Annotated in this window: 25 protein-coding genes; 13 read left to right on the forward strand and 12 right to left on the reverse strand. The window is 65.1% G+C overall.

What is annotated here, in order from left to right; all coding sequences use genetic code 11:
- Window positions 1-41: 41 nt before the first annotated feature.
- Window positions 42-2,396, forward strand: a complete 2,355-nt coding sequence (gene pbpC, locus LOY54_RS02950) for a peptidoglycan glycosyltransferase PbpC (RefSeq protein ID WP_258609191.1) — start codon at window positions 42-44, stop codon at window positions 2,394-2,396.
- A gap of 98 nt (window positions 2,397-2,494) precedes the next feature.
- On the forward strand, window positions 2,495-4,162 hold the full coding sequence (locus LOY54_RS02955) for a ShlB/FhaC/HecB family hemolysin secretion/activation protein (RefSeq protein WP_258609193.1): 1,668 nt from the start codon (window positions 2,495-2,497) through the stop codon (window positions 4,160-4,162).
- Window positions 4,163-4,196: 34 nt separating this feature from the next.
- Here LOY54_RS02955 and LOY54_RS02960 read toward each other — a convergent pair whose 3' ends face one another.
- Window positions 4,197-4,604, reverse strand: coding sequence for a response regulator (locus LOY54_RS02960; protein ID WP_045197030.1), 408 nt, complete (start codon window positions 4,602-4,604; stop codon window positions 4,197-4,199).
- A 61-nt stretch (window positions 4,605-4,665) separates the two neighbouring features.
- On the reverse strand, window positions 4,666-4,881 hold the full coding sequence (locus LOY54_RS02965; protein ID WP_045197032.1) for a Flp family type IVb pilin: 216 nt from the start codon (window positions 4,879-4,881) through the stop codon (window positions 4,666-4,668).
- A 319-nt stretch (window positions 4,882-5,200) separates the two neighbouring features.
- Here LOY54_RS02965 and cpaB point away from each other — a divergent pair, with 319 nt between their 5' ends.
- From cpaB to LOY54_RS03005, 8 genes are read left to right on the forward strand one after another with little or no spacing between them, the layout of a single operon-like run.
- Window positions 5,201-6,130, forward strand: coding sequence for a Flp pilus assembly protein CpaB (cpaB, locus tag LOY54_RS02970; protein WP_258609195.1), 930 nt, complete (start codon window positions 5,201-5,203; stop codon window positions 6,128-6,130).
- A gap of 20 nt (window positions 6,131-6,150) precedes the next feature.
- Window positions 6,151-7,404 (forward strand): type II and III secretion system protein family protein, encoded by a 1,254-nt coding sequence (locus LOY54_RS02975; protein ID WP_258609197.1) that lies wholly within the window; start codon window positions 6,151-6,153, stop codon window positions 7,402-7,404.
- Window positions 7,401-8,591: a pilus assembly protein gene (locus LOY54_RS02980; protein WP_258609199.1), complete on the forward strand. Its 1,191-nt coding sequence runs from the start codon at window positions 7,401-7,403 to the stop codon at window positions 8,589-8,591. The genes LOY54_RS02975 and LOY54_RS02980 overlap by 4 nt, the downstream gene beginning before the upstream one ends.
- Window positions 8,588-9,856 carry a CpaF family protein gene (locus tag LOY54_RS02985; protein WP_093376477.1) on the forward strand — a complete coding sequence of 423 codons (1,269 nt, stop codon included), beginning with the start codon at window positions 8,588-8,590 and terminating at the stop codon, window positions 9,854-9,856. The genes LOY54_RS02980 and LOY54_RS02985 overlap by 4 nt, the downstream gene beginning before the upstream one ends.
- Window positions 9,853-10,734 carry a type II secretion system F family protein gene (locus tag LOY54_RS02990; protein WP_195885601.1) on the forward strand — a complete coding sequence of 294 codons (882 nt, stop codon included), beginning with the start codon at window positions 9,853-9,855 and terminating at the stop codon, window positions 10,732-10,734. The genes LOY54_RS02985 and LOY54_RS02990 overlap by 4 nt, the downstream gene beginning before the upstream one ends.
- 1 nt (window position 10,735) lies before the next feature.
- Entirely contained in the window at window positions 10,736-11,623 is an 888-nt protein-coding gene (locus LOY54_RS02995; RefSeq protein ID WP_258609202.1) for a type II secretion system F family protein, read from the forward strand.
- Window positions 11,624-11,637: 14 nt separating this feature from the next.
- Window positions 11,638-12,354: a tetratricopeptide repeat protein gene (locus tag LOY54_RS03000; RefSeq protein WP_258609203.1), complete on the forward strand. Its 717-nt coding sequence runs from the start codon at window positions 11,638-11,640 to the stop codon at window positions 12,352-12,354.
- A 7-nt stretch (window positions 12,355-12,361) separates the two neighbouring features.
- Window positions 12,362-12,622, forward strand: coding sequence for a DUF3613 domain-containing protein (locus LOY54_RS03005; RefSeq protein ID WP_045197046.1), 261 nt, complete (start codon window positions 12,362-12,364; stop codon window positions 12,620-12,622).
- A gap of 19 nt (window positions 12,623-12,641) precedes the next feature.
- On the opposite strand, the gene LOY54_RS03010 is transcribed toward LOY54_RS03005, so the two are convergent.
- A complete protein-coding gene (locus LOY54_RS03010; protein ID WP_045197049.1) occupies window positions 12,642-13,424 on the reverse strand; it encodes a response regulator transcription factor in 783 nt (260 codons plus the stop codon).
- Window positions 13,425-13,562: 138 nt separating this feature from the next.
- Complete coding sequence (locus LOY54_RS03015; RefSeq protein WP_045197051.1) at window positions 13,563-14,033, reverse strand: prepilin peptidase; 471 nt, start codon at window positions 14,031-14,033, stop codon at window positions 13,563-13,565.
- Between the two features lie 75 nt (window positions 14,034-14,108).
- Between LOY54_RS03015 and LOY54_RS03020 the strand changes: the two genes are divergently transcribed.
- Complete coding sequence (locus LOY54_RS03020; RefSeq protein WP_213602551.1) at window positions 14,109-14,552, forward strand: TadE/TadG family type IV pilus assembly protein; 444 nt, start codon at window positions 14,109-14,111, stop codon at window positions 14,550-14,552.
- Window positions 14,549-17,245 carry an ATP-binding protein gene (locus LOY54_RS03025; protein ID WP_213602549.1) on the forward strand — a complete coding sequence of 899 codons (2,697 nt, stop codon included), beginning with the start codon at window positions 14,549-14,551 and terminating at the stop codon, window positions 17,243-17,245. Before LOY54_RS03020 ends, LOY54_RS03025 begins: the two co-directional genes overlap by 4 nt.
- Here LOY54_RS03025 and LOY54_RS03030 read toward each other — a convergent pair.
- The 7 genes from LOY54_RS03030 to LOY54_RS03060 form a co-directional block, all read right to left on the reverse strand.
- On the reverse strand, window positions 17,230-19,167 hold the full coding sequence (locus LOY54_RS03030; protein WP_249744380.1) for a pilus assembly protein TadG-related protein: 1,938 nt from the start codon (window positions 19,165-19,167) through the stop codon (window positions 17,230-17,232). The two genes, LOY54_RS03025 and LOY54_RS03030, sit on opposite strands and share 16 nt — an antisense overlap.
- 103 nt (window positions 19,168-19,270) lie before the next feature.
- A complete protein-coding gene (locus LOY54_RS03035; protein WP_093376454.1) occupies window positions 19,271-19,831 on the reverse strand; it encodes a DUF4136 domain-containing protein in 561 nt (186 codons plus the stop codon).
- Between the two features lie 19 nt (window positions 19,832-19,850).
- Entirely contained in the window at window positions 19,851-20,486 is a 636-nt protein-coding gene (locus LOY54_RS03040; RefSeq protein ID WP_045197059.1) for a DUF4136 domain-containing protein, read from the reverse strand.
- 23 nt (window positions 20,487-20,509) lie between these two features.
- Window positions 20,510-21,259 carry a methyltransferase domain-containing protein gene (locus LOY54_RS03045; RefSeq protein WP_258609215.1) on the reverse strand — a complete coding sequence of 250 codons (750 nt, stop codon included), beginning with the start codon at window positions 21,257-21,259 and terminating at the stop codon, window positions 20,510-20,512.
- Window positions 21,256-21,561: a MazG-like family protein gene (locus tag LOY54_RS03050; protein ID WP_258609220.1), complete on the reverse strand. Its 306-nt coding sequence runs from the start codon at window positions 21,559-21,561 to the stop codon at window positions 21,256-21,258. The genes LOY54_RS03045 and LOY54_RS03050 overlap by 4 nt, the downstream gene beginning before the upstream one ends.
- 61 nt (window positions 21,562-21,622) lie before the next feature.
- Window positions 21,623-22,477, reverse strand: a complete 855-nt coding sequence (locus LOY54_RS03055) for a MaoC/PaaZ C-terminal domain-containing protein (RefSeq protein ID WP_258609222.1) — start codon at window positions 22,475-22,477, stop codon at window positions 21,623-21,625.
- A gap of 2 nt (window positions 22,478-22,479) precedes the next feature.
- The gene (locus LOY54_RS03060; protein ID WP_093376441.1) at window positions 22,480-23,832 is read right to left on the reverse strand and encodes a 3-oxoacyl-ACP reductase; all 1,353 of its coding nucleotides are present in this window, start codon (window positions 23,830-23,832) and stop codon (window positions 22,480-22,482) included.
- A gap of 116 nt (window positions 23,833-23,948) precedes the next feature.
- Between LOY54_RS03060 and LOY54_RS03065 the strand changes: the two genes are divergently transcribed.
- The gene (locus LOY54_RS03065) at window positions 23,949-25,226 is read left to right on the forward strand and encodes an acetyl-CoA C-acetyltransferase (protein ID WP_258609224.1); all 1,278 of its coding nucleotides are present in this window, start codon (window positions 23,949-23,951) and stop codon (window positions 25,224-25,226) included.
- On the opposite strand, the gene LOY54_RS03070 is transcribed toward LOY54_RS03065, so the two are convergent.
- Entirely contained in the window at window positions 25,213-26,235 is a 1,023-nt protein-coding gene (locus LOY54_RS03070; protein WP_258609225.1) for a bile acid:sodium symporter family protein, read from the reverse strand. The genes LOY54_RS03065 and LOY54_RS03070 overlap by 14 nt on opposite strands.
- Between the last annotated feature and the right edge of the window lie 31 nt (window positions 26,236-26,266).

The raw sequence follows: 26,266 nt of genomic DNA on the forward strand, positions 1-26,266 counted from the left end.
CGGGTCGGTTCCCTGCGTAGCTGCTACGCCAGGAGGGCCTGATGCACATCTTAGCTCGCCTGCGTGGCGCCATCGGCAAACCCCTGGGTTTGCTGCTCGCCATCCCCTTGCTGTTGATTGCCTTGCTATGGCTTGCCGACCGCATCTGGCCGTTGCCGATGCCGGCCGATGACCTCGCCCGGGTAGTCCTGGCCGAAGACGGCACGCCGCTGTGGCGCTTTGCCGATGCCGACGGGGTGTGGCGCTACCCGATCACTGCCGAGCAGGTTTCGCCTTATTACCTGGAGGCGTTGCTGACCTACGAGGACCGCTGGTTCTACCATCACCCCGGTGTCAACCCGCTGGCCCTGGGCCGCGCGGCCTGGCAGAACCTGCGCGGTGGCCGGGTGTTGTCTGGTGGCAGTACCCTGTCGATGCAGGTCGCGCGCCTGCTCGACCCACACTCGCGCACGCTGCCTGGCAAGCTGCGCCAGCTGTGGCGTACCGCGCAACTGGAATGGCATCTGTCAAAGGCGCAGATCCTCGAAATCTACCTCAACCGTGCGCCTTTCGGCGGCACCTTGCAGGGTGTCGCCGCGGCCAGCTGGGCCTATCTTGGCAAGTCGCCGCTGCACCTGACGCCTTCAGAGGCGGCCTTGCTCGCGGTGTTGCCCCAGGCGCCCAGCCGCCTGCGCCCGGATCGGCACCCGGAGCGCGCCCAGGCGGCGCGGGACAAGGTCTTGCAGCGCCTGGCCGAGTACCAGGTGTGGCCGCAGCAACGGGTCGCCGAAGCAGAAGAGGAACCGCTGTTGCTGGCACCACGTCAGGAGCCGGCGCTGGCGCCATTATTGGCGCGACGGCTGAACCGCCCGCACAGCCCGCCGTTGATTCGCACCACCCTCGACGCCTCGTTGCAACGGCGCCTGGAAGACCTGTTGCTGGGCTGGCGGGCGCGCCTGCCCGAGCGGACCTCGGCGGCGATTCTGGTGGTCGAGGCGCAGAACATGGCAGTGCGCGCCTACCTGGGGTCGGTGGACCTGAATGACGAGCGCCGCTTTGGCCACGTCGACATGATCAGCGCCCTGCGTTCCCCCGGCTCGACCCTCAAGCCGTTCCTCTATGGCATGGCCATGGACGATGGCCTGATCCATTCCGAGTCCTTGCTGCAGGACGTGCCGCGCCGCTACGGCGACTATCGCCCGGGCAATTTCTCCATGGGTTTCAGCGGGCCGGTTGCCGCCAGTTCCGCCCTGGCCCTGTCGTTGAACCTGCCGGCGGTGCAACTGCTCGAAGCCTACGGGCCGAAACGCTTTGCCGCGCAGATGCGCAGTGGCGGCGTGCCGTTGATCTTGCCGCCGCTGGCCGAGCCTAACCTGTCGCTGATTCTTGGCGGCGCCGGTAGCCGCCTGGAAGACCTGGTGGGCGGCTACGCCGCGTTTGCCCGCGATGGCCTGAGTGCGCCGATCCGCTTGCAACCCAATGACCCGCTGCTTGAGCGACGCCTGCTGTCGCCCGGCAGTGCCTGGATTATCCGGCGGATTCTCAGCGGCCAGGCGCGCCCGGACCGCGACCCTCACGCAGAGCTAGTGCAGCGCCCGCAACTGGCGTGGAAGACCGGCACCAGCTATGGCTTTCGCGATGCCTGGTCGATTGGCGTCGGCCCGCGTTACCTGATCGGGATCTGGATCGGCCGCCCGGATGGCACGCCGGTGCCCGGCCAGTTCGGCCTGGCCTCGGCGGCGCCGTTGATGCTGCAGGTGCATGATGTGCTGAGCAACCGCGACAGCCAGCGCGGGATTGCCACACCCGTGGCGGCGGTGCCGGCCAACGTCGGGGTTGCGGCGATCTGCTGGCCGCTCGGCCAACCCATGGCCCGCCAGGACCCCAATTGCCGGCGCCAGCGTTTTGCCTGGACCCTGGACGGTACCACGCCGCCAACCCTGCTGGCCCAGGACCAGCCCTTGAGTGTCGGCTTGCGCGAGACGGTCTGGGTCAACGATCAGGGCTCGCGTGTCGACGCTACCTGCGCCGGCGCCCAGGCCCGGGAAATCGCCCTCTGGCCGTCGCCACTTGAACCGTGGCTGCCAAGGGTGGAACGCCGCGAGGCGCGCTTGCCCAAGGTCGACCCGCAATGCCCGCCGCAGGTGCCGGCCAGTGCGCCGCCGCTGTCGATTGTCGGTGTGCGCCAGGGCGATCAGCTACGCCGCCCGGCCACCAGCAGCGAACCGTTGCGTTTCAAGGTCTCGGCCCTTGGCGGTAACGGACGCCACTGGTGGTTCCTCAACGGTGCGCCGCTGGGCGAAACCAGCGGTCAGGAGAACCTCACGGCAAGCTTTGAGCAGGCCGGGCGCTTCGAGCTGAGCGCCCTGGATGAAAGCGGCGAAACCGCCCGGGTCGAATTTCAGGTCAATGACTGACGCTCTCTATTAGACGATGACAGGGCCAGCACCTACGCTTGGATTGACGAGGCCGCCGCCCTGGCGGCCTTGTACTGTTCGGGATCATGGAGTGTCCGATGCGTGCGTTGGCCGTCGCGATAGTGGGGTTGTCCTGGGTGAGCGTTGCCAGCAGCGAACCCCTGCCGCGTTTTCTCGACAGCCACGAAATCGAACGCAACCTGCCGGCCCCCAATCTGCCGGCCGATGCCTACCGGCCAAGCAACCCGGGAGTGCTGGTGCCGGTGCCGGTAACCCAGGCCCGGCCGTTGCTGCGCGACACGCGGATCTTCCTGCGCAAAGTGCGCTTCGAAGGCGGCAGCATCTACCCCTTGAGTGACCTGCGCGACAACTACCAGAGCCTGGCCGGCCGCGAGGTCAGCCTCGGCGAGCTGATCGACGCCACCCAGCGCCTGACCCAGCGCTACCAGCAGGACGGCTACCTGTTGTCACATGCCTACTTGCCCGAGCAAGACTTCGCCGATGGCCGGGTGCGGGTGGTACTGGTCGAAGGCTACATCGATGAACTCGAACTGCACGGCGAGGTGGGCCCGGCGGCGGCCTACGTTGAGCAACTGGTGGGCCGGCTCAAGGCCGAACGGCCGCTGACCCGCGCCACCTTCGAGCGCTACGTCGCGCTGATGAGCCGCCTGCCCGGCTTCAGCGTGCAGGCAAGCCTTGCGCCTGCCAACCCTGTCAGTGGTACCAGCCGGCTGATCGTCGAGGCCAGGCGCCGGCCGTTCAGCGGCAACCTGACCGTCACTGATGGCACCCGCGATGACCCCCAGGCCTTGCTCAGCGTGAGCAGCAACGCGCAGACGGCGCTGGCCGAACAGTTCAGCGTCACCGCCCTGGCGCCGCGCGGGGAAGATCACGAAAGCTATTTTCGCCTGGACTACTCCCAGTACCTGGACGATCAGGGCAGCCAGCTGCACCTGTCGGCCTCGCGTTACGACAGCGACCCCAGTGCCCAGGTGCTGCTCGGCGATGGCACCCAGCTCAAGGCCCATCGCGAGAACGACCGCTTTTCGGCGGGCCTCAGCCAGGTGCTGCTGGCCGCGCCCGGTGAGTCGCTCAACGTTGCTGCGCGTTTCTACATGGTCAATGACGATGTTGAGTATCGCGCGGTCGACGCGCCCTTGCGGCTGAGCAATCGCACCGATGTGCGTGCCCTGGGCTTTGAAGGCGAGTGGCGCAAGGCCGATACCGACCAACTGCGGATTGTCAGTGGCGGCGCCTATCAGGGCCTGGATTACCTGGGGGCGAAAAGCAACAGCGATTTCGACCTGGATTTCCTCCGCCTGCGCCTGTCCGGTTTGCAGAGCGACCGCCTGTTTGGCAATTGGCAGGGGGTGGCGTCGGCGGCCTTGTACTGGAGCCGCGACAGCCTGCCCGACAGCGAGCGGGTGGTGTTCGGCGGGCAGAGCTTTGCCCGCGGTTACCCCGCCGACCAGGCCCTGGGCGACAAGGGCTGGGGCCTGGCCTATGAGCTCAATTACAGTTTCAACGGCGATGGCCGCTGGGTAAAGTTGCTGCAACCTTATGCCGTACTGGACACCGCGCGCACCTGGTTCAACGAGGTGGACCTGCGCGATGCACACTTGAGTTCAGTGGCTTTGGGGCTGCGCATCGGTGACGGGCGTTTCTACAACCTGGCACTGGAGCTGGCCAAGCCGCTGTCGGATGTTGCCCTCGACAGCTTTGACCGGGAGCCACGGCTGAGTGTGAGTTTCAGCGTGCAGCTGTGAACCGGCTCCTACAAGGGCCGTAGCCCCTGCAGGTTCATTGCACCAGTTGCATCCGCGGTTTGGGGAACAGGTTGTCGAGGGTTTCCAGCAGGCGGTTGTGGTAGATCGGCTTGCGGAACAGGTCCAGCACCTGCAGGCGCAGCAGGTCGCTGATGTCGTCCATGTCGGCATGCCCGGAGGTGACGATCACCGGCAAGTGCTGGCGCGAGGTGTGCTCGCGCAGGCGCCTGATCAGTGATATGCCGCTCTCCTCCGGCATGCGCAGGTCGGTGATGACCAGGGCCACGTCCGGGTGGCGGGTGAGTTGTTGCAGGGCGAGTTTCACCGAGGTAGCGGTGTAGCAGCAAAAACCCTCGCCCTCCAGCAATTCGGCAAGTTCCAGCAAGGCGTCCTCTTCGTCATCCACCAGGAGTAGCTGTTGACGGGGGGAAGAGGTCGGCATGGGGCGGTCCTGTGATGGGGGAGTTGATCAGTGCATTGGCGTGAACCGATGAATCCACTCGTCAGCTACCACCACTGCCACCGCCCGAAGCAGGCGGCGCTTTTAGCGCGTTTTCAATCTTGGTCATGACCCCAGACACATTGGTAGAAATGGGCGTAATGAACGCTGTCAGCGCTACAGCAACCATGGCCGCGACAATCGCGTACTCGATGCCCGAGGCACCATCCTTGCGGTAGAAGAATTCTTTGCAGCTCTTGAGGACTCGGGAAAGACGCATGGCATTTCTCCTTGCGCCGGAGGCGCAGATGGCAGGGGTATTCAGTGATTCCCCTTTGCCACTACAGCATCGTCAACGGGCCAAATCTCGGCAAATGTAAGAAGGTATTAATACTAAAGTTATAGCCAAATACCGACGCCAATAAGCTGTTGTTTTATGGGGGTGTCGGCTTTGCGACGGAAAAAAATCTGACGGGTAATGGCATTTTGTCCTAGCTGCGCTACCGTCAAATAGCGAAATAGTTGTTTCCGACTGCAGTGCTGTGGGCCATTTCACAAAAGTGAGCCTGAAGGACAGCTTGGGGAGAAGGAGGGCCAGCATGAGCAGTCGCATTACCATCATCCTTGCAGGCCTCTTTTTGATCGGTGCGCTGCTGGCCGGCTACTGGGGGCTGATGCTCAGCCAGCCGCCAAGCGAGCCGGCGCCGGCAGCCGCCGTCGAACCCGCGCAGGCTCCGGTGACCCGGGTGGTCACGGAAGCAACAGACGAACTGCGCAAGCCGGTTGTCGTCCTGCGTCGCGATGTCAGTGCATATACCCCGCTGGTGGCCGAAGACCTGCTGATCGAACGCCTGCAGGTGGCGCCGCCGGGCAGTTTCCAGACCCTTGAACAAGTGCTCGGGCGCAGCAGCTGGCGCGCCTTGAGCGCCGGCACCTGGCTGGAGCAGGGCAGCTTCGAGGCCGGTGGCCCGCTGGCACGGATGATTCACCCCAGTGAGCGGGCGCTGGCGGTGGCGGTGGACGAAGTGGTCGGCGCCGCCGGGCAACTGCGCCCGGGTGACTATGTCGATGTGCTGGTGTTCCTGCGTGAAGACAACAGCAACCCGCAAGCCTCGGCCCAGGTAGTGTTGCCGGCCTTGCGCCTGCTCAGTGTCGGTGCGCAGATGGGCCTGGCCAACGATGGCCAGCCTGCCGAGGCGCCCATGGATGACAAGGCTCGTCAGGAACAACAGCGCAACCCGGTGCGCACTGTGGTGCTGGCGGTCCCCGAGGCATTGGCCAGCCGCCTGCTGCTGGCCGCTCAGGCCGGCAGTCTGCGCCTGGCGGTACGCAGCGCCGAGGAGAAGCGCCTGGCCCAGTACTGGACTGACCCGCATGCCAGCGCCAAGGCCGTCGACAACGCCAACCGTGAACTCTATCGCTTCAGCCAGCTCGCCCAGGTACCGGCCGCCCGACCTGTGGCCAGCGCAGCGCCGCCACGCGGCATGGAAATCATCCGCGGTAATCAAGCCAACACGCCAACCCCCTGACCAAGCAAGGATGCCCTTCAATGAGCAGTCGTTCCGAGCGGGTAATCAAGCAGATGCTCTGCGCCCTGTTGTGCGCAGTGCCGCTCGCCCCAACGGCGATGGCGGCGTCCGGCTGCGCGGCGCTGGAGCAGGTGCCGGGCGTCATCGAGATCGATCAGGGCCTGCAGCAGGAGTTGCGCCTGCCGGTGGCAATCACCCGCGCGGCGATTGGCGAGCCGAAGATTGCCGACGTACATGCCAGTGGCACTGACGCGGTGCTGCTGACGGCGGTCGGCCCCGGCGCCACCAGCCTGATGCTGTGGACTGCCTGCGCCAAGACACCGCGCCAGGCCATGGTGTTCGTCAAGGGCATTGCCAGCAGCGAGATGGCTGCCAGTGCGCTGCCGCCGTCCGAAGATCCGCTGCTGCCCAGCCAGGTGCAGGCCGATATCCGCTTTGTCGAAGTCAACCGCACCAAGTACAAGGAGGCCGGCGCGCGGCTGTTCTTCAAGGGCTCCAACAACACCCTGATCGGCTCACCGAGCACCGTGCCGAACACCACCGTAAGCCCGGGGCAGGTGCCCACCGTGCCCGGAGCGCCGAACATTCCCCTGGACAACGGCGTGTTCAACATCATTTGGGGCGGTGGCAGCAGTCGCTTCCTGGCCGCGATCAATGCCCTGGAAACCAGCGGTTTCGCCTACACCCTGGCGCGCCCCAGCCTGGTGGTGCTCAGCGGCCTGACCGCAAGTTTCCTGGCCGGCGGCGAGATCCCCATCCCGGTGCCCAGCAGCGGCAGCGACAGTGTCTCGATCGAATACAAGGAGTTCGGTATCCGCCTGACCCTGTCGCCCACCGTGGTCAGCCGCAATCGCATCCTGCTGAAAGTGGCGCCGGAAGTCAGTGAACTGGACTACAACAAGGCGGTGAATATCGCCGGTACCCAGGTGCCCGGCCTGACCGTCAGGCGTACCGACACCAGCATCTCCCTGGCCGATGGCGAGAGCTTCGTCATCAGTGGCTTGATCAGCAGCCAGTCGCGCTCGACCGTCGACAAGTTTCCAGGCCTTGGCAACCTGCCGATCATTGGCGCGCTGTTTCGCCAGTCCTCGGTGCAGCGCGACGAGACCGAACTGCTGATGATCGTTACCCCGCACCTGGTCCAGCCGCTGGCGGCCGATGCCCAGTTACCGTCGCTGCCGGGTGAGGGCCTGCGTAACTACGACCCGAGCTGGGGCCGGCTGTTCTTTCTGGAAAACGGCGACTTTGAACGTCGCAGCGGGTTATCCCAATGAGTGAAAGCCTGAGCCAGACCTTCCTTGCCATCACCCGCAACGATGGCGACCTGCAGTGGTTGCAGGGCGCATTGGCGCCGCTGGGGCAGGTAGTCGGTGCCGGCAGCGGCAGCCTTGACGAGTTGCTGGCGCTGGTCGATGTCACCTTCGCCAGCCTGGTGTTCGTCGGCCTTGACCGTGAGCAGGTGGTCAACCAGTGCGCGCTGATCGAGGGTGTACTGGAAGCCAAGCCGATGCTGGCGATCGTCGCCCTCGGCGATGGCATGGACAATCAACTGGTGCTCAACGCCATGCGTGCCGGGGCGCGGGATTTTGTCGCCTACGGCTCGCGTTCCAGCGAAGTCGCAGGCTTGGTGCGGCGCTTGAGCAAACGCCTGCCGCCGGTGACCAGCAACCCCAGCCTGGGCGGGCTGACCGTGCTCTATGGGGCCCAGTGCGCCGCCGACGGCGCCTTGCTGACCACGCACATGGCGCGGGTGGTGCAGACCAGCGGCCAGCAGACCCTGCTGCTCGACCTTGGCCTGCCGCGGGGTGACAGCCTGGCGCTGCTCGGCCTGGAAGCCTCGTTTCATTTCGGCGATGCCCTGCGCCACCTGCGCCGGCTCGACAACACCCTGATCGACAGTGCCTTCACCCGCGAAAGCTCAGGCCTGCGCCTGCTGGCTTATGCCGAGACCGACGAGCCGCTGGAGCGCACCAGCGCGGCAGAGCTGTACATGCTGCTCAGCGCCTTGCGCCAGCACTTTCAGCACATCGTCGTGAACCTCACCGGCCAGGCTGACAGCGAAGCCCTGCGCACCTTCGTCAGCCACTGCGACAAGCTGATCTGGTACACCGACCAGAACGTCCTCGATTGCCGGCGCAACCTCGAAGTGCTGACCCAGTGGCGCGAGAAGGGCATGAAGCTTGAACACGCAAGCCTGCTGGTCGACCGTTACCTGCGCAACGTCGCTCCGGACTCCGAGGCCCTGGGCAAGCGCTACGGCCTGCCGGTTCTGCGGGTCTTGCCCTATAGCCCGGAGGTGCGCCTGAATGCCAAGAACCAGGGCCTGACCCTGTTCGAGCTGGCGCCACGCGAGCCGCTTACGCAACAGCTGAAAAGCCTCGGTGAACGCCTGGCGCGGCGCTCGGAAAACAACCCGCCGGTTGTCGCCACCTGGCTCAATTGGCTGTGGGGGCACAAGTGAGCGGCGACGAGCTGTTCGGTGGCCCACGGCATAACCTGGGGGCCGACCCACAGGCGCTCAAACGCGCCCTGCACCGTTACATCATCGACGCCATCGAGGACAGCGGCCGCAACCTGCTCGAAGGTTCACGCCCGGCCCTGGCGCAGTTCGTGGTGGAGCAGGTCGGCGATTACATTGCCCGCCTGCACCTGGCGTTGTCGCGCTACGAGATGGAACGCCTGGCCGAGGAAATCGTCGACGAGCTGACCGGTTTCGGCCCGCTGGAAGTGCTGCTGCGCGATGCCAGCGTCACCGAGATCCTGGTCAACGGCCCGCACCGGGTGTTCATCGAGCGGGCCGGGGTGCTGCAACAGACCGACCTGCGTTTTATCGATGCCCATCATGTCGAGCGGGTCATGCAGCGGATTCTTGCGCCCCTGGGGCGGCGCCTGGACGAGTCCTCGCCGATGGTCGACGCGCGCATGCCCGATGGCAGCCGGGTCAATGCCATCATCCCGCCGGTGGCGCTCGACGGCCCGTGCCTGTCGATCCGCAAGTTTCGCAAGGACATGCTCAAGAGCGCCGACCTGCTGGCCACCCGCACCATCGACCAGGGCATGCTCGACTTCATCCAGCTGGCGGTGGCGCGGCGCTGCAACATCCTGGTCAGCGGCGGTACCGGCACCGGCAAGACCACCCTGCTCAATATCCTCAGTCAGCTGATCAGCCCCCATGAACGCCTGGTGACCATCGAGGACGTGGCCGAACTGCAGCTCGATCACCCGCACGTGGTGCGCCTGGAAACCCGTCCGCCGAATGCCGAAGGGCATGGCGAGATCAAGGCCAGCGAGCTGATTCGCAACGCCCTGCGGATGCGCCCCGACCGTATTCTGCTTGGCGAGATTCGCGGCGTCGAAGTGCTCGATGTGCTGACGGCGATGAACACCGGCCACGATGGTTCGATGAGTACCGTGCATGCCAACACTGCCCAGGATGCCTTGCTGCGCCTGGAAACCCTGGTCGGCCTGACCGGTCGCCAGGTGGCCGAGAAAACCCTGCGGCAGATGATCTGCGCGGCGCTGGATGTGGTCATCCAGCTGACCCGCCTGGCCGATGGCCGCCGCTGCGTCAGCGAGGTGCTGGAGGTGGTCGGGGTGCGTGATGACGTGTACGTCACCAATACCCTGTTCCGGCTCGATCGGCGCACGGGCGAAGGCTTTTTGCGCGAAGCGCCGAACCCGGCCGGCGACAAGCTGCGCCGCGATTACTCGGAGCCGCAGCCGTGATCGCCGCGCTCCTCGGGCTGATTTGCCTGGCCTTGCTCGGCTTGTCGGTGCACCTGTTCTACCGCGGCATGCGCAAGTCTGCCCAGGAGCGCATCCTCCGGCGTCTGGGTCAGGTCGAGCAAGCCGCTGCGCTGGCGCCGGTCGGGCACGACTGGCTGGACCGCCTGCTGCAGCGTGCCGGTATCGAGCGGCGTAACGAGCTGTTGTGGCTTTGGCTGGCCCTCTGGCTGCTGGCCGCGCTGTTGACCGGGCGGGTCGTGGGCTGGGTGGCAGGTCTCGGCCTGTTGCTCATCGGCCCGCTGCTGGCCTGGTTGTACCTGGGCTGGCGCTATCGGCAGCGGCTGCAACGGATGATCGAGCAACTGCCGGTGCTGCTCGATCACAGCGTGCGCAGCCTCAAGGCCGGGCGCACCCTCAGCGATGCCGTGCTCGGTGCCATCGATGCTTCCCGCGAGCCGTTGCACGGCGCCTTGCAACGGGTGCGGCGCAATGTGCAGATGGGCGTCAGCCTCGACGATGCCATGGCTGAACTGGCCGAGTTGTATGACCAGGACGAACTGCGCCTGTTTGCCCTGGGCCTGCGTATCAACCATCGCTATGGCGGCAACGCCAGCGAGCTGCTGGAGAACCTGATCAAACTGATTCGCGAACGCGAGCAGGGCGCGCGGCAGTTGCGCGCCATGACCGGCGAAACGCGCATGACGGCTATGGTCCTGGGCCTGTTGCCGGTGGGCATGGCCGGTTACTTCCTGATCAGCAATCCCAACTATCTGCTGACCATGTGGCGCGACAGCAACGGCCAGTTCCTCCTGCTCGGGGCCTTCCTCCTGCAGGCCTTGGGCTGCCTGGCGCTGTGGCGCATGTTGCGGAGTATCTGAAATGGCCCTGTTGCTCAGTGCCCTGATGCTGTTTGCCGCCTTTGCCTTGCTGCTGGCTCAGTTCCTGCGCCAGCGGCATCGTCAGCGCCTGGTCGCCCAGCGCTTGCAGGGCCAGCTGGGCGCGGACAACCGCTTGGGCAACTGGCTGCAGCAGCTCGGCGCCAGCCGCCTGGGCCAGCGTTCGTTGAATCTGGACGGCGAGACACGTTTGCTGCTTGATCGCATCGGCTGGCGGCGTAGCCGGCAACGGGCGCTGTTCGCTGCCTGCCAGGTGGGGGCGCCGCTTCTGGCGCTGGGCCTGGGAGTGATCGCGCAGGAAACCCTGTACCACACCAGCCAGACCCCGTGGCTGGTACTGCCGCTGTGCGCCATGGGCGCCGGTTACCTGTTGCCCAAGCGCTTGCTGGCCTGGGCGGCGGCGCGCCGTCAGCAGCAGGTGGCCCGGGAGGTGTCGACCTTTATTCCGCTGCTGCGAATCCTGTTCGAATCGGGCCTGGCAGTGGAGCAAGCCTTGCGCGTGCTGAGCCAGGAATCACGGCAACTGTTGCCGGTGCTGAGTGAGGAACTGCGAGTGATTCTGCTGCGGGTCGACTCCGGCCTGGCCCTGGCCCCGGAGCTGGAAAAAACCGCGCAATTGCTCAGCGTCGATGAGTTCAGCGACAGCTGCGTGATCCTCCAGCAACTGCTGAGCCAGGGCGGGGGGGCGATGAAGTCGTTGCTGGCACTCAAGCAACTGCTCGATGACCGGCGCCTGACGCGCATGCAGGAGCGAATTTCGAAGATGTCCGGGAAGATGTCGATAGTGATGATGGTGTTCCTGTTTCCGGCCTTGCTGATTGTGTTGGCAGGGCCCGGTTTCACAGCGTTGGCCAAGGCCTTGGGTTCATGAGCGGAGGGATGTGCATGAAAGCAGTCATGGTGATCATGAGCCTGGCGCTGCTCGCTGGCTGTACCACTCAGGACGGCGCACAGTGGCTGGCCTTGCCGGGTATGCCGGTCAGTTGCAGCAAGCCGGATTCGGCCCAGGAGCTGGCCTTGAGCATGGCCGACGAGATGCTCGCCGAGGGCCGCCCGCATGCCAGCCTGGCGCACCTTGAGGCGTTGCCGGCGGACATGGCCCAGGTGCGCTTGCGCAAGGCCCGGGTGTCGCGCCTGCTCGGGCGCAGCGAAGCCGAACCGTTATACCGCAGCCTGCTAGGTGGTTGCCTGGCGGCAGAAGGCGAGCATGGCCTGGGGCAACTGGCAGCGGCCCGGGGTGACAACCTCCAGGCCCAGCGCCATTTGCTGCGCGCGGTGCGCCTGGCGCCGACCGACGAAAAGGTGCGCAACGACCTCGGCGTGGTTTACCTGAACCAGGGCAATGTCGAGCAAGCGCGTTTCGAGTTCCTTACCGCCATCGAGCTCAAAGACAACAACGCCCTGGCGGCGGTCAACCTGGTGAGCCTGCTGTTGTACCAGGACAAATTCCAGCAGGCTGCCGACCTGGTCAGCCGCCTGCGCCTGACGCCGGCGCAATTCAGTGAAGCCCGGGCGCGCGCCGAGCAACTGAAGAAACCCGCGGCGCGGACCGACCAGGTCGCGGTGGTTACCCCAGAAGCCTCAAGCGTCACCCAACAGTGAGGTCGTGATGAACAGGTCATTGCTCCTGCTTGCCCTCAGCGCACTACCCCTGGCCGCCCTGGCGCTGGAGGGCGGGCCTTCGTCCAAGGCCCAGCAAACCACCGAAGCCTGGCTGCAGCTACAGGCACGCAACCTTGAAGCCTCGAAGATCCCGCAGACGGCCACGCCCAAGGAGCGCGACCAGAGCATGCAGCGCTGGCTGGACAGCTACAAATATGTGATCCCGGACTTCTACCGCTGGGAAAGTACCGGTGCGTCCGACAAGTGACTCAGCCGCCAAAGCGCACTCAGTGCGCCGTGACTCGCTGATGCAGGGGCGAGGAGCCGGGTGATAACGCCAGCGCCAGCTGGGTGCGGTTGTGCATGTGGGTCAGGCGCAGCACCTGCGACACGTAGAGTTTCACGGTGTTCTCGGTGATGCCCAGTTCGCAGGCGATCTGGTAGTTGGTCTTGCCCTTGCTGACCAGTTTGGCCACGTCCAGCTGGCGCGGTGACAACTTGTCGAACAGCGCTGGCAGGTTGTCGCTTTCAGCTTCCGGCTCGATATCGCTGGCGCGCCGGTGCGCACCGAGCCCGCGGGCCTTGTCCAGGTCCTGGTAGAGATCGTCGATCGACTCGGCGAGAAACTGCAGTTTCTGGTTCAGGTCACCCAGGTGCTGGTAGCTGCGGCGCCGCTCCAGCACGGCGGCCTCCTGGCGTTGTACCCCTTCAAGCAGCTCGTTGAGGTCGACCGGTTTTTGATAGTAGTCGGCAAAGCCTTCGCGCAGCGCCTTGATCACGTCCTGCTTGGCCGCGCGCCCGGTGAGCATGATCGCTTCGAACTGACGCTGCGGCCCGGCAATGGCCTTGAGCGCGCGCATCAGTTCGAGGCCATCGCAGTCGGGCATGTGCAGGTCGCACACCACCAGGGCAATCTCCTGATCGACACTGAACTGCTCGATGGCCTGGGTACTGGAATGACAGGGCAGGCAACGGTAGCCGCTGCCCTGGAGAAATTCGCACAACTCTTCGACTATCAGTGGCTGGTCGTCCACGACCAGCACCTTCAACTCACTGACTGGCTTGCTCACATGCAACTCCCTGCGCTATTCGCCTTGGTGTTCCCGCGGCCAGGTCGAGCCTGGATCCATTCCTGGCACACACTAGAAAGTAGTCGCACTTTTTGACTATGTACAAGGTTTGTACATCCTTTTGCGTGCGGTATTCGGCTAATTGATCCAGACCGCCGCCAGTAGAAAACCGACTAGCAGGAATGGCGCGAACGGCTGTTTTTTTGACGATTCTTCGCTCAATTGCTTCAGACGGTTCTTAACCTTCTGACTTAAAAGGGACCACAGCCAACGGCGGCTGAGCAGCCAGGCGACAACTGCGACCCCGGCACCGATAAATGTCCCCAACAGGTGCATGCGATCAGTGGCCAGGGCCAGGGCACCGAGTAATTTCACATCGCCGGCGCCGAGGCGGCCAAGCATGTAGCCGGGCAGGGTCAGCAGCATGACGATGGCCAGCGCCAGGCCGCCTTCACTGGCGTCGGCGCCAATCCAGGTGTGTCCGGTAACGAACAGGTAGCCCAGGGCGCAGGCGGCGGCGCCGAGGGTCAGGGTATTGGCGATCTGGCGTTCGCGCAGATCTTGTTCAGAGCACAAGGCAAGCCACAGCAGCAGAACAATGCTTTGCATTGGCGAAAGGCCATCCCTTTGTGGTGAATGATTCTATGCTGTCTTTCAGGTGTCACTGTCAGGGTAGACGCGATCATGCAAGCAAGCCTGTGCAAGCGGCAAAAAGGCGCGGCAGCCCTCGAGTTTGTCGCGGTATTCGTGATCTTCTTCGCGGTCTTCTACGGGGTGGTCAGCTACGGTCTGCCGATGCTGATGCTGCAATCGTTCAACCAAGCCAGCAGTGAAGCGGTACGCCGCTGTGTGGCGCTGGATCCTGCCAGCGCCACTTACGGCGCTGATGTCGAGGCGCTGGCCAAGCGCGTGCTCGGCGAGCAACTGGCGTGGATGCCAGCGCCGTTGGCTTTCAAGGTCAACAGCGATGCCACGGTTGTCCTTACCCCGGGCAAGCTGCTGACGGTGAAGATCAACTACGCCAAGAGCAAACTGACCGCGGTATTGCCGGTACTGAAACTGCCGGGCATCGGTGAGGTGCCGCGCCTGCCCGACAGCCTCAAGGCCGAAGCGAGCCTGCAGCTGTGAGTGGCGGGCAAAGCCTGTTCGAGCGCTGGCGCGGGCGCGCGGCGCCGGTCGAAGAACCCGTGGCGCAAGCCCCCGAGGTGCCGGCGGTGGGCCTGCAACTGTGGCTCGATGGCGCGGCCAGGGTGTTGCGCCAGGCCGGCCCGCTGCGCGCGGCGCTGGCGCTGCCGACCCAGGCCGGGGTACGTCTGCACGACTACGTGCAGCCCTACAGCCTGCTGGTGCTCGAAGGCGAGCCGGCAGACTGGCAGGGGCAGCTTCTGGAACTGGACTTCAAGGCGGCCGGTGGCCACACCTTGCACACCCGCGGCTGGTTGCAAGCCCAGGGCGATGGCTGGTTGTTGCAACTATTCGATATCGGCGACCTGTTGCTGCACCGCCAGCAAGCCCTGGCTGCCGAGCGCCAGCAACACCTGACTGCGCACCTGGCCTGCGCCTTGCGCGCCTGCAGCATCGAACGCCTGCAAGCGGTGGCCGAAGAACAGCTCAACTGGCTGGTACGCCACTGGCGGGCCCGTGGCGCGGGAGTGCTGGTGCAAACCGAGCAGGGCTGGCAGATCTACGCCTGCAGTGGCGATGCGCTGCACTGGCTGCGTGACGAACAGCTTGCGCCGTTGCTCGATCGGCAGTTGCCGGCGAGCATGCTCAGCAGTGCCAGTGAGCCCGCGCTACAGGCCCTGTTTCCAGGGCTGGCGACTTACCTGTTGGCGTTTGCCCAGGGCCAGGTCAACCAGGCCTGGCTGATCTGCATCGAGCCGCAAGAGGTGCTGCAGGCCGAGGATGCCCTGCTGGTCGCCGCCGCCTTTGTCGAACCACTGCTCGCTCGCCTGGCTGCGCACCAGTTGCACCAGCAGAGCGAGCGCCTGGACAGCCTGCAGCTGCAGTTGGGGGCCGGCTGGTGGCAATGGCGTCTGGACGAGCCGCAGTTGCATCTGGACCCGGCACTGGCCCAGAGCCTGGGCGTTCCGGCGGCGCTTACCCTGAACCAATGGCTGAGCCGCGTGCACCCGGCAGACCGCGAGGCGGTCCAGCTGGCGTTTGCCGAGCTGCAGCGCCAGGGCTGCGCCTTGCAACTGAGCCTGCGCCTGCTCGACCACAGCACCCAGGCGCAGCCGCGCTGGTATCGCTTGTGCGGCCAGGTGCACGGCAGCGGCGGCAATCGCCGGGTGCAGGGTTTTATGCTCGACATCAGCGATATCAAGGCGCAACAGCTGCAGGCCAGCGCTGCCCAGGCGCGCCTGGAAAACCTGATCGCCAGCTCGCCAGCGGTGATCTACATCCAGCGCTACGCCGAGGGCGCCTTGCTCACCGAGTTCTGCAGCGCCAGCCTGACGCCGATGCTCGGCTGGCAGCCGCTGGCCGGCGAGCCCCTGCAACCGGGGCAGTGGTTGCACGCCGATGATCAGCTGCTGTGGCTGGAGCGCACGCGGATGCTCTTGCAGCACGGTCAGAGCCGCAGCCGCTATCGCCTGCGTGATCAGCATGGCGGTTATCACTGGGTACTGGATGAAGCGCGCCTGCTGCGCGATGACCTCGGTTTGCCGGTGGAGGTGGTGGGCATCTGGCTGGACGTCAGCGAGGCCACCGAGGCTACGGAAAAAATGCGCCAGAGCGAGGAGCGCTATCGGGTGTTGGTCGAGGATTCACCGGCGATGATCTGCCGCTACCGGCCGGACCTGAGCCTGGTGTTCGGCAATCAGCCTTTGGCTGATTACCTGGAATGCCCGCCCGCGCAACTGGCCGGCGTGAACCTCGGCCAGTGGCTGTCCGCGACCCAGCGCCAGGCCTTTGTCGAACGCCTGGCGGGCTTGACCCCGGAGCAGCCGGTGAGCAGCGCCGAGATCTGCCTGCAACTGCCAGGGCGCGAGCATGCCTGGTGGTTGTGGTCTGATCGCGGGTTGTTCGACGAGCACGGCCAGTTGCAGGAAATCCAGGCGGTGGGCCGCGACAACACGCAAGTGCGGCGCACCCAGCAGCAACTGCTGCAAAGCGCGAAAATGGCCACCCTCGGCGAAATGGCCACCGGCCTTGCCCATGAGATCAACCAGCCGCTCAACGTCATGCGCATGGCCGTGGTCAATGCGCTCAAGCGTCTGGAAAACGGCAACGCCGAGGTCGACTACCTGCAAGACAAACTAAAACGTATCGATGCCCAGGTGCTGCGCGCCTCCAAAGTAGTCGACCACATGCGCGTGTTCGGTCGGCGTTCGGAGCTTGAGCAGCAACCGTTCGTGCCCTGGCAGGCGGTGGAGGGCGCCCTGTCGTTGCTGGCCGACGGCTTGCGCGGCAAGGGCGTGGAATTGCATGTGCAGGCACCTGGGCAGCAGGTGCAGGTCAGTGGTCATCAGGATCAGCTGGAACAGGTGCTGATCAACCTGCTGGTCAACGCCCGCGATGCCCTGTTGGCCCGACGCGAGCAGCACCGCGAGCTGCAGCCGTGGATTGCCGTGAGGCTGGAGCAGGATGCCCGGCAGGTGCGGTTGCTGGTCGAGGACAACGGCGGCGGCATCGAGCCGCGTTTGCTCGAACGCATCTTCGAGCCGTTCTTCACCACCAAGCCGGTGGGCGTTGGCACTGGCCTGGGGCTGTCGGTGAGCTACGGCATCATCGACACCATGGGCGGCAGCCTGAGTGTCGAGAACGCCGAGCTGGGGGCGCGGTTCTGTATCGAGTTGCCGGTCTACAGCACCAGTTGAGCGCGGGAGCTGGAGCAGGTCAGGTTGGCACTGACCTCGACCGTGTTCAGGTCGATGCCGAGGACCTTGAGCAAGGCGTTGAGCAGGGGATCGACCAGCGGGCTGAGCAGGTTCTTGATCATCGGTTTGAGGATATTCGTCACCCCGGTCAGCACGCTGCTGGCAACACTGAGGATCTCGCCCAGCACATCACCGTTCTGTGGTTTGTAGACCTGCAAAGGAAGGGTATCGATGGTGGTGCTCAGGCTTTGCACCACGTTGATCGGTTGCATGCTCAGGTAAGGCGCAGGCTTGCCGATCTCCGGCAGGTTGGCGCCACTGAACAGCAGGTTCTCGTGGCGTGACAGTACCTGCAGCGGATCCGGCTTGATGCCCACGCCCCCGCCTACCCAGGGCACCCGGGTTGCGCATTTGGGAAACAGCCCGAGCACACTGGTGCAGATGTTGGTACCGATATCGATCAGCGGGATCGGGGTGACCGTGCCGCTACCGGTGCTGAAGAAGGTCGCCGGGTTGTCGATCTTGCCGATGGTGACCGTGGCTGCCGCGCTGTCGGTTGACGCAGTCAATTGCTTGTCGGGGCTGCAGCGGTAGGCGCTGACACGGCTGGTCGCCTTGACCGTGTCGATGCTGATATCAATGCGCGCAGCTTTGCTCAGGGCTTCGATGTCACTGACCTTGCACGGCACGCCGAGTGCGCAGGTCAGGGACTGTACGGTGCCCAGCAGGTTCAGGTGCAGCAGGTTGTTAAGGATATTGGTCAGCGGTGCGGCCAGCTTCAGCACTTCCGTGACGATGCCACCGAGGGTATCGACTACGGGCGTATTCAGCGACACCAGGGTGCGGATCTGTGCAGTCTGCACGCTGATGTCGTCGGTCTGCGGATTGCCGATGGCGGAAATTCGCGGCGGCTCGATGACCTTGATCTGCACCTTGCCGCTGACCAGCCCCAGGGCATTGAAGGGCAACTCGACCGAAGCGGCATTGTACTTGTCGGCCAGCAGGATCACCCCTTGCACCAGTTGCAGCAATTGCAGGCTGGTGTCCAGCCCGGCCTTGGCGGTGCCGGCCTGGATATCGAGGATTTCGTTGAGCTTGAGCACGCGGTTGTCATCGGTGGCGACGGTGAGCTTGCCCAGGTTGGTGGCGACGTCGATGGCAGTGTTGCTGCCTTGTTTGAATACGTCGATTGCCGCCTGGATCAGTTGCGTGGCCGACAGCTGCTTACCCAGCAGCTCGTCGTAGTTGCCGGCTTGTACACTGACGTTAATTGCCAGTTGGTCCAGGTACTTGAGCAGGTTGATATCCGTGTTGGCCAAGCCTTGCCAGCCCAGGGCATCCAGTTGCACCCGCCCACCCAACGGATCGAGCAGGGCATTGAGCAATGCCGACTTGCGTGAGTCGATGTCGGCCAGGGTTGTACGGATGCGCAATACGGCCAAGGGTGGCTTCGGCGTCGCCGCCACGGCCTGGGCCGTGAGGTTGGTGGTGGTAGGCAGGGTATTGCCGCGAACCAGCGCCTGCACCCCGGCGGCGATGCTGGTGGGCACGCTGTTCTGGGCGATAACCCTGATCGCATCGTTGCGTGCGGGGTTGACGGTAAAACGGCGCAGGCTGTCGACGCCGGTCTGCAGGGTGCCGCAAGCGGTGGCCAGGGTTCGCCCTTCGGCCAGGGTAAAACCATTGCGGCTGGCGCTGGTTTGGGCCAGGGCCGCGGCCTGGGGCCCGGGGCCGCTGCACACGGCGCTTTGCCCGGCTGCCTCCAGTGCCGCCATATCGACCACCCGCTGCAACTTGCGCTGCTCCAGGTAGAGCCGCCCGCTGTCGACCACCAACAGCCCGAACAATAAGGCCATGCCCAGGGTCAGGGCGGCGATCAAGCCGATGGCGCCACGTTGCCGTGCTGGAAAGCGAGTAGACACGAGCACTCCTTTGCCGGCCCAAGGCCGCGCGGGGCAGCAGCAGTGCAAAGGAGTGTAGACAAGATAATGGCCAGTCGCCTGCATGGCGACTGGCGGGTGGGGTTCAGCGTGGCGGGTAGTTGCCCATCAGCTTGGCGACGGTGTTCTGGATTGCCGAGTTGCGCTCTTGCGGGCTTGGCGGGTAGTTGTTCATGATCTGCTCGGCACTGCCGCGCCACACCAGCTTGCCGTCGCGGGCGTCGAACAGGTCGACCTGGATGGTTGCCACCTTGTAGTCGACGCTGCGGGTTTCGTTGTACATCGGCCCACCCCAGTAGCCGCCCCAATAGCCACCCCAGGCGCCGCCATAATTGGTCGTGACTTGTTGCTGGCGGTTCTCGACGATCAGGTAGGACTGCACCTTGAGGTCCGGGCGGCTGTTGCCCTGGGCCGGGCGCAGGCCACGCTGGTCAAGCTGGCCGGCCACCGCCTGGCGGATGCGTTGTTCGGTGAGGTCGCTCTTGATCCGCGGGTCATCCGGGCGGTATTGCAGCCCCGGCTCCTGCCAGGCCCAGCTGCGGTAAGCGGCGAAGTCGCGGCTGGCGTCGAAATCCTGGGTGACATTGTTGCTCTGGCAGGCGCCGAGCAGCAGCGCGAGCGAGAGTAAAGCGAGGCGGCGCAACATGATGGTTCTCCGATTACCTTTAACTGGGAGGATAGCTGGCCAGGGCCTTTTGCACCGATTCGCGCACCGCGTCCGCGCGCTTGCCCTGGGAGTCCTGGCTGGCGGTCTCGGCGCTGGCGCTCCAGACTGGCTGGCCGTCGCGGGCGTCATACAGCTCGACGTGCACCACCATCACTTCGACCTCGTATGTGCGCACCAGCGGCACGCTGGCGTAGGCCCCGTAGCCATTGTGATAGCGGCCAAAACTGCCGTAACCGCCGTAACCACCATAGGGGTAGTTGTCGTAGGGGTAGTAGTCTTCGCGCACCTGGCGCAGGCGCCGTTCCAGGCGCAGGTCGGCGCTCACCAGCAGGTCGCCTGCCTGACCATTGCGCGCCGGGCGCAGGCCGCGCTGGTCGAGGGCGTTGCTGACCGCATCGGCCAGCTGTGCAGGCTCTGCATAGGTGCTGCCCGCCGGCAACTGGCCGTTGAGCCAGGCCCAGCTGCGGTAGCGGGCGTAGTCACGCGGCGCGGCCGGGTAGGCGCTGGCATCGAAGGTCGTGGCGGCCTGTGCGGGGGCCGGGGGCAACGGGCGGGAGCTGGCCACATACGGGTTGCTGCCCTGGCAGGCGGCCAGGGCCAGGCACAGCAAGCCCAGGGTCAAACGGTACGGCATGTCACCCTCCCGGCGGGTGCGCTTCAGCGCGGTCGGCAGATCCAGTGCAGGTAGCGGCCCAGGCCGGCGAAGGCCGGGTGACGACGATGCGCCAGTTCCATTTCCAGCAGGTCGAGCAGCTCGGCCTTGGCCTGGAAATCGCGGGGCATGTAGTCGTGGAAAACCCGCACGCCACTTTCACTTTCGACCTGCCACAAGCCTTCAAGTTGCGCCTTGAGCGTGCGTGGATCAAGTGGTTTTTGCGGGGTCAGGCTCTGCTTTTCACCGGCCAGCTCGTTGCTGCGCAACTTGCGGAAATGGCCCTTGAGCAGGTTGCGGTACACCAGCGCGTCGCGGTTGTAGAACGCCAACGACAGCAGGCCATCGGTGCGGGTCAATTGATGCAGCACCGGCAGGATGGCCTCAGGTTCGGCCAGCCATTCCAGTACCGCGTGGCACAGCACCAGGTCATAAGGCTCGGTCAACTGGCCGAGCAGGTCCTGCCACGGTGCCTGGATGAAGGTGGCTTGCTGGCCGGCTTTGGCAAAGCGCTCTCGGGCGCCGTCGAGCATCGGCGCGGCGGGTTCGGCCAGAGTCACCTGGTGCCCGCGCTGGGCCAGCCACAGCGACATATGACCCAGGCCCGCGCCGATATCCAGTACCCGCAGCGGGCGATCAGGGAGCGCTTCGGCGAGGTCCGCCTGGAGTACTGCCAGGCGGATCGCGCCTTTGGCACCGCCATAGATTTTTTCGGCAAAACGGGTCGCCAGCTCATCGAAGTGACGGTCGTTCATTGGGCAAAACGCCTTTCGCTGTCGGCCAGTTTGCTTCTGACCACCTGCTCCATGTCCAGGCCCAGCTCGCTGCACAGCAGCAACAGGTAGAGGACGATATCGCCGACTTCCTGGCCGGCGTGTTCCAGCTGCTCGGGCGGTAACTGGCGCGACTGGTCTTCAGTCAGCCACTGGAATATTTCCACCAGCTCGGCCATCTCGACGCTGGCGGCCATGGCCAGGTTCTTCGGGCTGTGAAAGCCGCGCCAGTCGTTGTTGTCGCGGATGCGGTGCAGGCGTTCGGTCAGTTCTTGCAAATTCATCGGGGCTCTCCTCAAGCGGCATAGCTTCAGGCGGGCGCCGTCGCAACGCAAGAGGGCGCTGTCAGCTCAGTGGCTGCCAGGCGCCGCGCATGTGCACCAGCTCGCCATGGCCGTCGAGCTGCAACTGGCCCTCGGCCACGGCCGGGCTGGCATTGAGGATCACCTCGCTGGGCAGGCGCACCGGTTTAACGAAGCCCACCCCTATCTCATAGCCACTGACCGGCAGGTGCCCGCGCAAGGCGGCCAGGGCCATGGCCTTGCTCCACATGCCATGGGCAATGGCGGTAGGAAAGCCGAACAGCCTGGCGCTGGCGGCACTGAGGTGGATCGGGTTGTAGTCGCCGCAGACCCTGGCGTAACGCCGGCCGATATCGCTGTCGGCGTACCAGCGGGTCAGTTCGCTCAAGGGCAGGGTTTCGGGCTCGTCTACCGCAGGCGCGTCGCCGCTCAGTTTCAGCCCTCGGCAGAGCATGCGGCTGGTTTCGGACCAGATCAGGCCGAGGCCGTCTTCGGCTTCGGTGATCAGGTCGCAGGTGGCGCCTTTTTCATGGGGCTGCAGGTTCTCTACATGCACGCTGAAACGCAGGCGACTGATGCCGCCCAGCGGGCGCAGCACACGAATGCTGTTGTCCAGGTGCACCAGCCCCAGCAGCGGCAAGGGAAAGTCCTTTGCGGTCAGCAACTGCATCTGCAGGGCGAAGGCCATGACATGCGGGAAGGTCGGCGGCAGGCGCCCGTCGTCGCTGAAATGGCAGAGTTTGCGGTAAGCCTCAAGCTGCTGCGGGTCGACGCTCAAGTGGCAGCGCAAGCCAGTGCCGGGCAGGCGGTCGCCGCTGATCTTGCGCTTGCGCGCGGCGCGCAGGTACAGCCCGGAAAGCGCCGCCGTGCTGCCCAACTCGATCCATGTGCGGCTCATGTTCAGGCCCCCATCACGGCTTGGCCGCAAACCCGCAGCACCTGGCCATTGACCGCGCCGCTGCCCGGTTGCGCCAGCCACGCCACCGCTTCGGCGACATCCTCCGGCAGGCCGCCCTGGCCCAGCGAACTCATGCGCCGGCCGGCCTCGCGCAGGGCGAAGGGAATTGCCGCGGTCATGCGTGTTTCGATAAACCCGGGGGCCACGGCGTTGATGCTGGCGCCGCGCTCGGCCAGCTTCGGTGCCCAGGCCTGGGCCAGGCCGATCAGCCCGGCCTTGCTGGCGGCGTAATTGGCCTGGCCACGGTTGCCGGCGATGCCGCTGATTGAAGCGAGCAGCACGATACGTGCGTTGTCGTGCAGGGCGCCGCTGTCGAACAGCGCCTGGGTCAGCAGTTGCGGGGCCTTGAGGTTGACCGCCAGCACTGAGTCCCAGAATTCCGGGGTCATGTTGGCCAGGGTCTTGTCGCGGGTAATGCCGGCGTTGTGCACGACGATGTCGATGCCGTCGGGCAGTCCTTCAAGCAATTGTGCCGGGGCGTCCGTCGCGCAGATGTCCAGGGCCAGGCTGCGCCCGCCCAGGCGCGCGGCCAGGGCCTCGAGGTCGGCCTTGGCCGGCGGTACATCGAGCAGGATCACTTCGGCGCCATCGCGGGCCAGGGTTTCGGCAATCGCCGCACCGATGCCACGGGCGGCGCCGGTGATCAGCGCCTTGCGCCCGGCCAGCGGCCGGCTCCAGTCCTGGACCGCTGTGCCGCAGGCCTCCAGGCGCAGGACCTGGCCGGAGATGAACGCGCTTTTGGGCGAAAGAAAGAATCGCAGGGCGCCTTCGAGCTGATCTTCGGCCGCTTCGTTCACATACAACAGTTGCAGGGTGCCACCGGCGCGCAGTTCCTTGGCCAGCGAGCGGCTGAAGCCTTCGAGGGCACGCTGGGCAACCTGCGCCAGCGGGTCATCGAGTTGTTCCGGGGCGCGGCCGAGAATGACGATATGGGCGCTGGGCGCCAGGCTGCGCAGCAGCGGCTGGAAGAATTCGCGCAATTGCTTGAGCTGGTCGATATCGTCCAGTTCGCTGGCATCGAACACCACCGCCTTGAGCTTGGGCCCCAAGCCTGCCACCCATTCGCTGGCCTCAAGGTCGGGGCTGGCAAAGCTGTACAACTCATCGGTCAGGCGCTTGGCGAAGGTTTCGACGGTCTTTGCCAGCGACCCGCCACCGAGCAGCAGGGCGCCCTCGATCGGCCGCAGGCGGCCGGCTTGCCAACGTTCCAGGCGCGCCGGGCTGGGCAGGCCGACGGCACCTACCAGACGGCGGCCAAGGTCGGAGTTGGCGAAGTCGATATAGCGGTCGCTCATGTGCGGTTCTCCCTGAAATAGCTTCAAAGTGTGGACCATGATTGGCCATTGGTCGTTCGACTGGGCAAAAAACACCTACGCTGTAGCGGACCGTTTCGTAAAAGAGGATGTTACGTATGCGCTCATTGCGCCGGGTCGCGATCATTGGCGGCAATCGAATTCCGTTCTCCCGCTCCAACGGCCCTTATGCCAAGGCCAGCAACCAGGCAATGTTCACCGCTGCCCTCGAAGGGCTGATCGAGCGCTACAGCCTGCATGGCCTGCGTTTGGGCGAGGTGGTGGGCGGCGCGGTGCTCAAGCATTCGCGTGACATGAACATCAGCCGCGAAAGCGTGCTCGGCTCGCGGCTATCGCCGCAGACCCCGGCCTACGACGTGCAACTGGCCTGTGGCACGGGGCTGGAAACGGCGCTGCTGGTGGCCAACAAGATTGCTCTGGGGCAGATTGACAGCGCCATTGCCGGAGGCGTCGACACCACCTCCGATGCACCGATTGCGGTCAATGAAGGGCTGCGCCAGATACTGCTGCAAGCCAACCGCGCGCGCAGCACCGCCGACAAGCTCAAGGCCTTCTTGCACCTGCGCCCCGGGCATCTGAAGCCGGAGTTGCTGCGCAATGGCGAAGCGCGCACCGGCCTGTCCATGGGCCAGCACTGCGAGCTGATGGCGCAGACCTGGCACATCCCCCGCCAGGATCAGGACGAACTGGCCCTGCGCAGCCACCACAACCTGGCCGCGTCGTTTGCCGAAGGCTGGCACGACGACCTGCTGACCCCGTTCCTGGGCCTGACCCGCGACAACAACCTGCGCCCGGACCTGACCCTGGAGAAACTCGCCAGCCTCAAGCCGGTGTTCGAGCGCAGCGACAAGGGCACGCTGACACCCGGCAACGCCACACCGCTGACCGACGGCGCCTCGGTGGTGCTGCTGGGCAGTGAAGACTGGGCCCGCGAGCGCGGCTTGCCGGTGCTGGCCTATCTGGTCGATGGCGAAACCGCCGCAGTGGATTTCGTCAAAGGCCATGAAGGGCTGCTGATGGCCCCGGCCTATGCCGTGCCCCGCTTGCTGGCGCGCAACGGCCTGAGCCTGCAGGATTTCGACTACTACGAAATCCACGAAGCCTTTGCCGCGCAGGTGCTGTGCACCCTCAAGGCCTGGGAAGACCCCGAGTACTGCAAGACCCGTCTGGGCCTGGATGCCGCACTGGGCTCAATCGACCGCAGCAAGCTCAACGTCAAGGGCAGTTCGCTGGCGGCCGGGCATCCCTTCGCCGCCACCGGCGGGCGCATTTTGGCCAACATGGCCAAGCTGCTGGCCAATGCCGGCAAGGGCCGTGGCCTGATCTCGATCTGCGCCGCCGGCGGTCAGGGGGTAACGGCGATCATCGAGCGTTGACCAGCGCCGCCGGGCTGGCTTGCCGGGGCGGGCGACTGGCGTAGTGCTCGGCCATGATCGAGCAGACGATCAGCTGCAACGGGTGGTAGATCATGATCGGCAACAGGATCAGCCCCAGCCCCGGGTGCCCGGCGAAAATCAGCGCGGCCATCGGTGCGCCAGCAGCGAGGGATTTTTTGCTGGCACAGAATACCGCCGCAATCTCGTCCGCCGGGCTGAAGTTCAGGGCCCGCGCGGTGCGGGTGGTCAGCAGCAGAATCAACCCCAGCAGCACGGCGCTGCCCACCAGGGCCATGGCGATTACCGGGGCGCCTTGCTGCTGCCACATGCCCGAAACCATCGAGTTGCAGAACGCCGCATACACCAGCAGCAGGATCACCAGCTTGTCCATGACATTGGTGTAGCGCTTGTGCCGGGCGAAAAAGCGCCCCAACCAGGGCCGCAGCAACTGGCCGAGCAGCAGCGGCAGCAACAGGAGTGCGCACAGGTCGAGCAGGGTTGCGCCCAGATCAATGCCGTCGCTGCCGCTGCCGAGCACCAGGCTCACCAGCCAGGGGGTGAGGAATATCCCCAGTACGCTGGACAGGCTGGCATTGAGGATCGCCGCCGGCACGTTGCCGCCGGCACTGCCGGTCAGTGCCACCGACGAGGAAATGGTTGAGGGCAGGGCACACAGATAGAAGAAACCCAGCATCAGCAGCGCCGGCAACTGGCTGCCGAGCACTTTATTGCCCAGCCACCACAGCAGCGGGAAGACCAGGAAGGTAAAGCCCTGGACCATCAGGTGCAGGCGCCAGTTCTTCAGGCCGTGGCGGATCTGTTCACTGGACAGGTTGATGCCGTGCAGGAAGAACACCAGGAACACGCCGACATTGATCACCACCTCGGCATGCAGCGCTCCGCCGCTACGGCCGAACTGCGGGAACAGCCAGGCGAGGAAGGTGGCGAGGAACATGCCGCAGAGGAACCAGTCGGTTACTACGCGTTTGAGGTGTTTGAGCGCTTGCATAGGCGGGCCTGCGAATCATTTTGTATTCATC

The sequence above is a fragment of the Pseudomonas sp. B21-032 genome (genome assembly GCF_024748965.1).
GTDB lineage: Bacteria > Pseudomonadota > Gammaproteobacteria > Pseudomonadales > Pseudomonadaceae > Aquipseudomonas.